Genomic DNA, 10,128 nt, shown 5'->3' on the forward strand with positions numbered 1-10,128 from the left:
AACAATGGATTAACACAGCGAAGGCGCGTTTTTCTTATAATAAACGTAATAAGCCACTAGTAACGAAGATGACAGGAGCGAGAAAAATGGAAGCTGTGGAGTTGGAGACGATGAGTAATCAAGGACATGAAGGCCGCCTGAAATATGATCGCTATGTTCGCTATTTCTTTTTCGTCAGCGCCTTGCTGATGACCGTCATTATTAGTTCGATTATTATTTTTGTGGGACAGCAAGGACTGCAGACTTTTTTAGAAGTAAGTCCTGTGGAATTTTTCTTTTCGTCTAAATGGGACCCTGCAGAAGGTTCTTATGGCGCGTTGAGTTTTATTCTGGGCTCTGTGTATGTGACCCTGCTGGCTATAGCCTTGGGCGCTCCGCTGGGGTTGGGCGGCGCTGTTTTTATGGACAAGGTAGCTCCGAAGTGGCTGCGGGATATCTTAAAGCCTGCGGTAGGGCTCTATATGGCTATTCCCTCGGTGGTTTACGGCTTTATCGGCTTGACAGTAGTGGTCCCTTTTGTGAGAGAGTTTTTCCAGCTCAGTACCGGCTTTGGCCTGTTTACGGCTGGAGCCATCTTGGCCATTATGATTTTGCCTACAATTATTAGCATTTCCGAGGACGCTTTGCAAGCGGTGCCGCGTTCGTTGGAAGAGGCTTCGCTGGCGCTGGGCGCTACGCGGTGGCAAACCATTTGGCGGGTATTGGTTCCGGCTGCACTGCCGGGAATTTTGACCTCGGTTATTTTGGCCATGGCGCGGGCGGTGGGTGAAACAATGGCTGTGCAAATGGTAATCGGCAATACGCCGCAGCTTGCCAAATCGCTGTTCATGCCAACTTCTACCTTGCCTAGTGAGATTGTTGTAGAAATGGGGAACACTCCTTTTGGTTCCGCCTGGGGTAACTCCTTGTTTTTGATGGCGTTGGTGCTTTTGCTTATGTCGTTAGGGATGATTTTATTGATTCGCCGTATGGCGCAGAGGAGGATGGCTTGATGTCGGCACAGTGGCAGAATAAATTGGCGACAGGGGTCCTTTGGTTGGCTGGCTTTTTGATTATCGGTATTTTAGCCGCTTTTCTGGGGTATATGCTTTATAAGGGACTTCCTGTGCTTAGTTTCGACTTCATTTTTGGCAAACCCAGCGATATTACCGCTGGGGGCGGCGTAGGTCCGCAGTTTTTCAACACTTTTTACATTTTAGGATTGTCCATGCTCTTTTCAGTGCCTTTGGCAGTGGGCGCCGGTATTTATCTGGCAGAGTATGCCGGCAATAACCGGATTACCGATTTGGTGCGTTTGAGCACGGAAAGCCTGGCCACGGTGCCGTCTATTGTTTTGGGCTTGTTCGGCATGATAATTTTTGTCAATATTCTGGGCCTTGGTTTTAGCATTATTGGAGGCTCGTTAGCTTTGATGCTGTTGAATTTGCCGGTATTGGTACGAGTGACGGAAGAGTCTTTGCGTACGGTGCCGCAATATTATCGAGAGGCGTCGCTGGCTCTGGGCGCTACGAAATGGCAGACCATTTGGAAAGTGGTTTTGCCGAATGCGCTGCCTGGTATTGTAACAGGCGTTACCTTGACGGCCGGCAGGGCCATTGGGGAAACGGCGATCTTGATTTTTACCGCCGGCACTACCGTGTCCAGACATATGATGGATCCGGACTTGCTGGCAGCCGGAGAGACACTGGCGGTGCATATGTGGTATGTCATGGGTGTGGGCTTGGTTCCGGACCGCGTGGAAATTGCCAATGGTATCGGGGCGTTGTTGATACTTTCGGTTTTGGTAATGAATTTGCTCTTTACGCTGCCTGTGGAGATCCTGCGCCGGCGTCGCGGCGCAGCTAATCATTAAGAACTGTTGGATGCTCACAATGAAATAGACTGCGGAAGCCGCCTTTGAGAAGGCGGCTTCCGCAGTCTTTGGGGCTACTGTTAAAAAAGAGTTAAATGGAGGAGATTCCATGGTGCGCCACTTGACAAAATGGGTTCAATGCGGAAAACAGTGGTTGGCGAATCGGCGGGCGAGCAGCCAGGGGTTGAAGCTGCGTAGCATGTCATGGCATTCGCTGTCGACGCAGGCGGTTTTGTTGCTGCTGCTGACGTGCTTAGCGCCATTGGTCGGCGCCGGCGGCTATTTTGCCGTCAGCTCTACCGACGCGCTGACTAAAGCGGCAGTAGAGAATAATGATAAGATTGCCGATCGCGTTGCCAATGATGTGTCCGGTTACATACAAAACAAACGGAATTTTTTGCTCGTTACAAGTGGCGACGAGGAAATACGCAGTTTAAATGCTAAACGTTTGGAACGATATTTGAAATTAGTGCAACCTTATTATGGCGGTAATGAATTGTTGTTTGTAGCGGATCGCAGCGGCAGGCAAGTATGGCGTACAGATGGGCTAAACTTGCAAAATGTGGCGGAACGTCGTTATTTTCAAGAGGTTATGGCAGGGCATGTTGTTATGTCGGAACCGGTGCTTAGCAAAGGCGCCGGGCAGCTGGGCGTAGTCGGCGCTGTGCCGATCCAGGGAGAGAACAAAGATATTATCGGTATCTTAGGCGTTGTGCTTCCCTTGCAAAACCTGCAAGTCTTGCTGGAGCGGGTGCTCTCGGAAAATCCGGGCTATGGCATTGTGGTGTTAAACCAACAAAAAGTGCCGCTCCTCCATCCTGGCAATGCGGAAGCGGTAAAAGAGCGCCGACCGCTGGAAGAAGCATATTACACGCAGGTGCTGGAGCAAAAAACAGGGAATCTGGAAACGCAGGTGCGCGGTCAGGACTATTTTTTATCCTACCGTCCGGTTGCCAATACAGACTGGGTTGTTGTTTCTCTCTATCCCAAGGATATGGCCTTGGCGCAAAGCCAGGAGATGGTGCGGCGCACAGTTTGGGGTATAGGCGTGTTGGTTGTTTGTTTTTTGGCGGGAGGATTTTGGGCGGTGCGACGGACGCTGCAGCCCTTGCAAACGTTGATGCGAGGCGTGCAAGAAGTCGGTCGGGGCAAGCTGTCTGCGCGTACAGTTTGTGCATCCAGAAATGAACTGGGAGAATTGGCGGCGGCGTTCAATGGCATGACGGAAAATTTACAGCAAGTTGTGCGAGAAACTAGAAAATCCTCAGGGGACGTACTGACGTCCGCTTCCTTTTTAGAAACGGCGCTGGAACAGGGGCAAGAGGGAAGTAAGCAAATGGCGCAGTCTGTAGAAGAAATTGCCGCCCGTTTGGAAGGACAAAAAAGCGTGGTGCTGGATGCGGCGGAGCGCTTGGCGGAGATAACGCGTCGTTCCCAAGAAATTGTGGCCTTAGGCCATGTTACAGAGGAAAAAGGGCAGCATTGCTCCAATTTGGCCAGAGAGGGCCAGGGCGCGTTGTTTCAAACGGTGTCTCAATTGGAAGAGACCAAAAAAACGGTGCAGCAAACCAGACAGTATGCAGCAACATTGTCCGATAATGCGCAGTCCATCAGCCAAATTACTCAGTTGATTCGCAATATTGCCAGTTCTGCTAAGCTGCTGGCATTGAATGCGGCGATCGAAGCGGCCAGAGCGGGCGAGGCGGGACGCGGCTTTGCCGTAGTGGCGGGAGAAATCGGCAAGTTAGCCGTGCAATCCGATGAGGCGAGCGGCAACATTATGCATATTATTACCGCCATTGAAGCCAGTACGGTGCAGACGCTGGAAACGATGGAGGGAACCTTTGCGCTGATGGAAGAAGGGGTTGCCGGTGCGCTGCAAAGCCGGGAGGCGTTTTTGAACATTGTTGACGCCGTGGCTCAGGTTCATGCAGCGGCAGGCAACATCCGCAGCGAAGCATTCCGTCAAAACGAACTGTGCATAGAAACGCAAAATCAAGTGCAGGAAGTAAAGGAGCTTGCAGAGGAAAGCAGTAACGATGTAAGCGAAATAGCGGCGACGGCCCAGCAGCAGGCCGCAGCTGTAGAGGAAATGGCGGATACGGCCCTGGGGCTAAGGCAGCTGGCGGAAGGTCTGGAAGAAGGCGTGCGTAAGTTTGAAGTCTGAGAAGTGTAACAAATTTATGGATAAATGACAGGAAAATGCGTGCCGGCGGCGAATAAAAGAAAAAGCTTATTTTGCAGAAGCGGAAATGGAGGTGCAGCATATGGGGAAAACCCGGACCCGAAAACTGTCTGGGTTTCGTCTGCTTGCCGGCGCTTTGGTTTTATATGGTATTTACCTGATTGGAGGACATTATCAGCAGCTTTGCGAAGTGCGCAAAGAGCGGGCGGCGGCGGAAGTGAGACTGGAGCAATTGCAGCAGCAGCGCCAGGCTCTGTTAGAGGAAAAAAATCGTCTACAGACGCCGGAGTACATAGAAAAACTTGCACGAGAAGAATTGGGCTTGGCGAAGCCGGAAGAAGCGTTATATCTAGCAGCGCCTCGCCGTTGAACGGTAGAAGCGTATTTATAGAGCAGAAGGCTTTTTATAGGGTTATTTCCTGGGCGGTTCCCTTGACATGCTGGAAAGCGGGCAGGTATAATGAGAACATAATATTTGGCGACATGCCTAAAACAAGCGATCATTTAAGGGGGAGCATATAACAGTATGGCCATCGAAGTAGGCAGCGTGGTTGAAGGAGTGGTCACAGGTATCACTAACTTCGGCGCATTTGTTGAGTTGCCGGAAGGCAAAGTGGGCCTCATCCACATTTCTGAGGTTGCGGATGTATATGTGCGCGATGTGCGTGACTTTTTGAAAGAGCAGGATCGCATCAAAGTTAAGGTGCTTTCTATTGATGAACGCGGGAAAATAGGCTTGTCGGTAAAACGCTTGAATCCGCCAACAGCGGCTCCCAGCGTAGCGCCCAGCGCGCCGCCGCCGCGTCGTCCAAGCGGTTTTCACGATAACCGGCGTCCGCATCGTCCGGTTACAGTAACTTTTGAAGACAAACTAAGCAAATTTCTCAAAGACAGCGACGAGCGTCTGTCGGAACTTAAACGCAGCACAGAATCAAAGCGGGGCGGTCGTGGAGCGCGCCGCGGCGAATAAGGTAATTCGTAAGAGCAAAGAGCATTTGCAAAAATGCTCTTTTTCTGTTTGTGCTACAGGCGAACAAGGAGCTTGACGGCTCTGAGAGGAGCAAAAATGGAAAGCAAGGATATTGCTTCTTTGGCTGTATTAGCTGGAGAAGAGCTGCTCAAAAGCGGTGCGGAAACCTATCGCGTGGAAGAAACGATGGAACGGATTGCTTTGGCCTGCGGCGCTAAACGGGCGGAAAGCCTTGTGCTTCATACTGGCTTGGTGCTGGAGGTCGAGGCGGCCGACGGACAGTGCGTCACCAGAATTTGCCGCGTAGGGGCGCGAAGCATTCATTTAGACCGGATTCATAAGGTGAATGCCGTGGCCCGCCGGTTGGAAGAGGGCCGGACAACGCCCCCGCAGGCGGCGGCGTTGTTGCAGCGTATTGCGCGGGAGCACAGGGCTGTGCCTGTTTGGTTGCTGGCTTGTGCAGCCGGCTTGGTGGGCGGTCCGACGGTGCTGCTTTTGGGCGGAACGTTGGAAGAAGGCGCGGCTGCTTTTTTTGTGGCTGCCGGCATGCGGTGGCTGTTGTCCTGGTTAACCAAGTATCATGCGGCGCCCTTTACGCTTGATTTAGTTGGCGCCATGGTGGTGGCTTTTTTAGGGGCTTGGTTGGGGCGTGCTTGGGAAGAGCTCAGCCGGGACCTTATCATTGTTGGCGGTTTGATGCCCTTGGTGCCGGGAGTGGCGATTACCAACGCCTTGAGAGACTTGCTGGCGGGAGACTTAATGAGCGGCGCCGCTAGAATTCTGGAAGCGGCCCTTACGGCGGTGGCCGTAGCCATGGGAGTTATTCTTGTACTGGCCTTGCCGATGCGCATGGGAGGGTAAAGATGGAGATCTTTTTATTGCGGTTGTTGTCTTGCTTTTTGATGTCCGCCGCCTTTGGTATTCTCTGCCGCATTCCTCAGTCGGCGCTCTTGTGGAGCGGCGCGGGCGGGGCGTTATGCTGGGCGGTAATGTATGCTGTAAGCCAAGCGGGCGGCAAACTGGTGGCGGCGGTCTTTTTCGGCAGCCTGGCTTTGGGCTTGGCTGCGGAATGGCTGGCTCGACGTACGCATAAGCCGGCGACCATCTATATTGTTACTGGATTTATTCCTTTGGTGCCGGGGGCGGAAGCGTACCATACGATGCGGCTTCTTGTGGAAGGTACTTACGCGGAAGCTGGCTCTATGGCGGTGCGCATGCTGTTGATCGCCGGCGCTATTGCTTTTGGCCTGTTTTTAAGCTCGGCGTTGATTCGCATGCTGCGGCGCAGCGGAAAGGGGGCAGGCAAGCATGCTGCTGTCTAAGGTGCGCTCCTGGTGCGAGCGGCGGCAATTGTTCCCCGAGCAATCGCTGGTTTTGGCCGCCTGTTCTGGCGGCCCGGATTCTTTGGCGTTGGTGCATGTGCTGCAGCGCTTAGCCGGAGAACAGGGGTTTCGCTTGGCCGTGGCCCATGTGGATCATTGTTTTCGCGGCGAAGCTTCGGCGGCGGACGAACGGTTTGTGGCGGACTTTTGTCGTGAACGTCAGCTTTCTTATCAGGCGGTGGCGATTGATGTGCCCGGCTATTTGCGAGAGCATGGCGGATCGTCGCAGGATGTGGCCCGGCGCTTGCGCTATCAGTGGCTGCGTGAGACGGCGAGCTCCTTGGGGGCGTCGTATATTGCCCTTGGGCATCATGCGGACGACCAAGCGGAAACCTTCCTGTTGCATTTGCTCCGTGGCGCAGGCGCGGAAGGCTTGGCAGCCATGGCGGAACAGGAAGCGCTCCTTATACGGCCGTTTTTGCAGGTGCGCCGCCGTGAGATTGAAACGTACTGCAGTGAACAGGGGCTAAGGCCGCGCTTGGATGCAAGCAATTTAAAAGACAAGTATTTGCGCAACCGTATCCGGCATCACCTGTTGCCGGATTTGAGCGCCTATAATCCGGAAATTGTACCAGCCTTAACGCGAACAGCCGATATTATTCGAGAGGAACATGAGTTTGTTCGCCAAGAAGCGCTAAAGGCGCAGGCGCACTGTGTTCTTTGGCTAGAGAATTCCTGCCAAGTAAAGTTGCTCGCTTACTCTGCATATCATCCGGCGGTACAACGGGAGCTGTGGCGGCAGGTTTTAGAAAAAAAGCGAGGCGCCTTGACAGGAATCTGCTTTGTGCATGTGGAAAATCTCTTAAAGTTAGCCTCTGACGGACGAACTGGCACCGTGCAGGTGCTGCCAGGAGGCTGGCAAGTCCGCAAAGACTATGCCTGTTTGGTACTGGAGCCTTTGGCTGCAGCTGCCAAAGCGCCGCTTCAAGAGTCCAGGTGGCAGCGGGAAGTCGATGTACCAAGTGTGACGGAGTTGCCGGACGGAAGCTGCTTGGAAACTTCTTGGCTTGCGTTTGAGGATGCTGCAGGGTCAGACGTGTTGTCAATGGCCTGGGCTGCGGCGGAGCCGCCTTTGGTGGTGCGCTTTCGTCAACCTGGCGATGTGTTTCGCCCGGTCGGAATGGGAGGACGCAAAAAACTAAAGGACTATTTAATTGACGCCAAAGTGCCACAGGCGGAGCGGGACCAACTGCCGCTTTTATGCGATGCCCAAGGGATTCTTTGGGTGGCGGGTCTGCGGGCGGACGAACGAGCGTCCGGCGCGGGCAAGCAGCTGTATGTGCGGCTGCAAAGAGATACTCAATGATGTAGGAGGAATTGGAAGGTTATGTTGCAAGACATTGAACGCGTTTTGCTGAGTGAAGAGCAATTGCGGCAGCGCGTCCGCGAACTGGGTGAAGAAATCAGCAAGGAATATGCAGGCAAGGAAATTTTGATGATTGGCGTGCTGCGCGGCGCCGTTATGTTTATGGCCGATTTGGCCCGGGCGATAACCGTACCGGTGATGATCGACTTTATGGCGGTATCCAGCTATGGAACGTCTACTTCTTCCAGCGGCATCGTGCGCATTTTAAAAGATTTGGATGAGGAAGTAGCCGGCAAGCATGTGCTGATTGTAGAGGATATTATTGATTCCGGCCTGACTTTAAGCTACTTGGTAGACAATATCAAATCCCGCCAGCCTGCCAGTGTGCGCATCTGCACATTATTGAACAAGCCGGAACGGCGTAAGGTGGATTTGGAAGTCAATTATAACGGCTTTGTGGTTCCTGATGAATTTGTTGTCGGCTATGGACTGGATTATGCGGAAAAATATCGCAACGTGCCTTTCATTGGCATTTTGAAGCCTGCGATTTATGCATAAGCAGGCGGCTCTTTTTGTTGTCCGCAGAAACGGTTAATGATATAATTAATTTCTATGGAGGCCAAAGTGAACAGCTGTGTGCGCTCCAATGAGAGGAGGGCTACGATTGAATAAATTTTTCCGGAATGTGAGCTTTTACCTGCTCATCATCATTATCGCGATTTCCATCATTGACTACTATTCGTCGAAGACGACGAACAAGCAGGAAATCATTTATACCCAGTTCCTGCGCCAGGTGGACGAGCAGAAGGTGGAAAAAGTCACGATAGTGGAAAATACGATTCGTGGTAAGCTTAAGGATGGTACGGAGTTTACAACCGTAACTCCAGACGACCCGACGTTGATTAACACCCTGCGTGCCAAGAATATTGAAATCAAGGCGGAACAGCCGCCGCAGCCGCCGTGGTGGACCACTATTTTTTCATCCATTTTGCCTATGCTGTTGCTGATCGGAGTTTGGTTCTTCATCATGCAGCAGACCCAAGGAGGCGGCAACCGGGTGATGTCGTTCGGCAAAAGCCGGGCGAAGCTGCATGGCGATGAAAAGATCAAAGTAACCTTTAAGGATGTAGCCGGCGCCGATGAGGCCAAGCAGGAACTCGAAGAGGTCGTGGAATTTCTCAAGCATCCGAAAAAATTCAATGACTTAGGCGCTCGGATTCCTAAAGGCGTATTGCTTTTTGGACCTCCTGGCACTGGTAAAACGCTGTTGGCGCGGGCGGTAGCCGGCGAAGCAGGCGTACCGTTCTTTAGCATCAGCGGCTCCGACTTTGTGGAAATGTTTGTCGGTGTGGGTGCGTCCCGAGTGCGGGACCTTTTTGAACAAGCTAAGAAAAATGCGCCTTGCATTGTCTTTATTGACGAAATTGACGCCGTAGGTCGTCAGCGCGGCGCCGGTTTGGGCGGGGGCCATGACGAACGGGAGCAAACCCTGAACCAATTGCTGGTAGAGATGGACGGCTTTGGCGTCAACGAAGGCATTATCATTATTGCCGCTACCAACCGTCCGGACATTCTGGACCCAGCGCTGTTGCGCCCGGGTCGCTTTGACCGGCAGATTGTCGTAGACCGTCCAGACGTCCGCGGCCGAGAAGAAATTCTTAAAGTTCACGTTAAGGGCAAGCCTTTGGCTAAGGAAGTGGATCTGGATGTTCTGGCTCGCCGGACGCCGGGCTTTACCGGAGCGGATTTGAGCAACCTAGTGAATGAAGCGGCGCTCTTAGCGGCGCGGCGCAATAAGAAACGCGTGGAAATGGGAGAAATGGAAGAAGCAGTAGAGCGTGTCGTGGCTGGGCCGGAGCGCAAGAGCCGGGTCATTAGCGACAAGGAAAAACGCCTCACCGCTTACCATGAAGCAGGCCATGCGTTGGTGGGCATGCTGTTGGATCATACAGATCCGGTGCACAAGGTTTCGATTATCCCGCGGGGACGCGCCGGCGGCTATACGCTAATGCTGCCCAAGGAAGACCGTTACTATGCCACTCGTTCGGAACTATTGGCGCAGTTGAAAGTCTTCTTAGGCGGTCGTGTGGCTGAAGCTGTGGTGTTGAATGAAATTAGCACTGGAGCGCAAAACGATATCGAACGGGCTACTGAGCTGGTTCGCAAGATGATTTGCGAATACGGCATGAGTGAAACCATGGGCCCCATTGCTTTTGGTAAAAAGCAGGAGCAAGTGTTCCTGGGCCGCGATATTTCCCGGGACCGCAACTATAGCGAGGAAGTAGCTCATTCCATCGATAAAGAAGTCCGTAAGATGGTGGAAGAAGCGTATAACGGCGTAGAAAGCATTTTGCGCGAAAATATCGAACAGCTGCATGTCATTGCTGCTGCGCTGATCGAAAAAGAAACGCTGGAAGCGGAAGAATTGCTGCG

At 52.7% G+C, this 10,128-nt stretch carries 10 protein-coding genes; all 10 read left to right on the forward strand.

Annotation, left to right across the window (positions count from 1 at the left end; translation table 11 throughout):
- Nucleotides 1-86: 86 nt before the first annotated feature.
- Nucleotides 87-992 (forward strand): phosphate ABC transporter permease subunit PstC, encoded by a 906-nt coding sequence (gene pstC / locus PHF27_RS01740; protein ID WP_300065286.1) that lies wholly within the window; start codon nucleotides 87-89, stop codon nucleotides 990-992.
- On the forward strand, nucleotides 992-1,852 hold the full coding sequence (gene pstA / locus PHF27_RS01745) for a phosphate ABC transporter permease PstA (RefSeq protein WP_300065288.1): 861 nt from the start codon (nucleotides 992-994) through the stop codon (nucleotides 1,850-1,852). Before pstC ends, pstA begins: the two co-directional genes overlap by 1 nt.
- A gap of 109 nt (nucleotides 1,853-1,961) precedes the next feature.
- Nucleotides 1,962-4,019, forward strand: coding sequence for a methyl-accepting chemotaxis protein (locus PHF27_RS01750; RefSeq protein WP_300065290.1), 2,058 nt, complete (start codon nucleotides 1,962-1,964; stop codon nucleotides 4,017-4,019).
- A gap of 100 nt (nucleotides 4,020-4,119) precedes the next feature.
- Nucleotides 4,120-4,407, forward strand: a complete 288-nt coding sequence (locus tag PHF27_RS01755; protein WP_300065292.1) for a septum formation initiator family protein — start codon at nucleotides 4,120-4,122, stop codon at nucleotides 4,405-4,407.
- A gap of 156 nt (nucleotides 4,408-4,563) precedes the next feature.
- Nucleotides 4,564-5,007 carry a S1 RNA-binding domain-containing protein gene (locus PHF27_RS01760; protein WP_300065294.1) on the forward strand — a complete coding sequence of 148 codons (444 nt, stop codon included), beginning with the start codon at nucleotides 4,564-4,566 and terminating at the stop codon, nucleotides 5,005-5,007.
- A 96-nt stretch (nucleotides 5,008-5,103) separates the two neighbouring features.
- Nucleotides 5,104-5,868: a threonine/serine exporter family protein gene (locus PHF27_RS01765; RefSeq protein ID WP_300065296.1), complete on the forward strand. Its 765-nt coding sequence runs from the start codon at nucleotides 5,104-5,106 to the stop codon at nucleotides 5,866-5,868.
- 2 nt (nucleotides 5,869-5,870) lie between these two features.
- A complete protein-coding gene (locus PHF27_RS01770) occupies nucleotides 5,871-6,329 on the forward strand; it encodes a threonine/serine exporter family protein (protein ID WP_300065298.1) in 459 nt (152 codons plus the stop codon).
- A complete protein-coding gene (gene tilS / locus PHF27_RS01775) occupies nucleotides 6,316-7,695 on the forward strand; it encodes a tRNA lysidine(34) synthetase TilS (protein WP_300065300.1) in 1,380 nt (459 codons plus the stop codon). The genes PHF27_RS01770 and tilS overlap by 14 nt, the downstream gene beginning before the upstream one ends.
- Before the next feature lie 21 nt (nucleotides 7,696-7,716).
- The gene (gene hpt, locus PHF27_RS01780) at nucleotides 7,717-8,253 is read left to right on the forward strand and encodes a hypoxanthine phosphoribosyltransferase (RefSeq protein WP_300065302.1); all 537 of its coding nucleotides are present in this window, start codon (nucleotides 7,717-7,719) and stop codon (nucleotides 8,251-8,253) included.
- A 106-nt stretch (nucleotides 8,254-8,359) separates the two neighbouring features.
- Nucleotides 8,360-10,128 (forward strand): ATP-dependent zinc metalloprotease FtsH (gene ftsH / locus PHF27_RS01785; protein ID WP_300065304.1); only part of this gene is annotated, 1,769 nt, incomplete at its 3' end.

The organism is Anaeromusa sp., from assembly GCF_028691475.1.
Taxonomy (GTDB): Bacteria; Bacillota; Negativicutes; order Anaeromusales; family Anaeromusaceae; genus Anaeromusa.

Bases quoted from the DNA above. Each gene is read 5' to 3' on its own strand.
- pstC (WP_300065286.1), top strand. From the start codon at position 87: ATGGAAGCTGTGGAGTTGGAGACGATGAGTAATCAAGGACATGAAGGC.
- pstA (WP_300065288.1), top strand. From the start codon at position 992: ATGTCGGCACAGTGGCAGAATAAATTGGCGACAGGGGTCCTTTGGTTG.
- PHF27_RS01750 (WP_300065290.1), top strand. From the start codon at position 1,962: ATGGTGCGCCACTTGACAAAATGGGTTCAATGCGGAAAACAGTGGTTG.
- PHF27_RS01755 (WP_300065292.1), top strand. From the start codon at position 4,120: ATGGGGAAAACCCGGACCCGAAAACTGTCTGGGTTTCGTCTGCTTGCC.
- PHF27_RS01760 (WP_300065294.1), top strand. From the start codon at position 4,564: ATGGCCATCGAAGTAGGCAGCGTGGTTGAAGGAGTGGTCACAGGTATC.
- PHF27_RS01765 (WP_300065296.1), top strand. From the start codon at position 5,104: ATGGAAAGCAAGGATATTGCTTCTTTGGCTGTATTAGCTGGAGAAGAG.
- PHF27_RS01770 (WP_300065298.1), top strand. From the start codon at position 5,871: ATGGAGATCTTTTTATTGCGGTTGTTGTCTTGCTTTTTGATGTCCGCC.
- tilS (WP_300065300.1), top strand. From the start codon at position 6,316: ATGCTGCTGTCTAAGGTGCGCTCCTGGTGCGAGCGGCGGCAATTGTTC.
- hpt (WP_300065302.1), top strand. From the start codon at position 7,717: ATGTTGCAAGACATTGAACGCGTTTTGCTGAGTGAAGAGCAATTGCGG.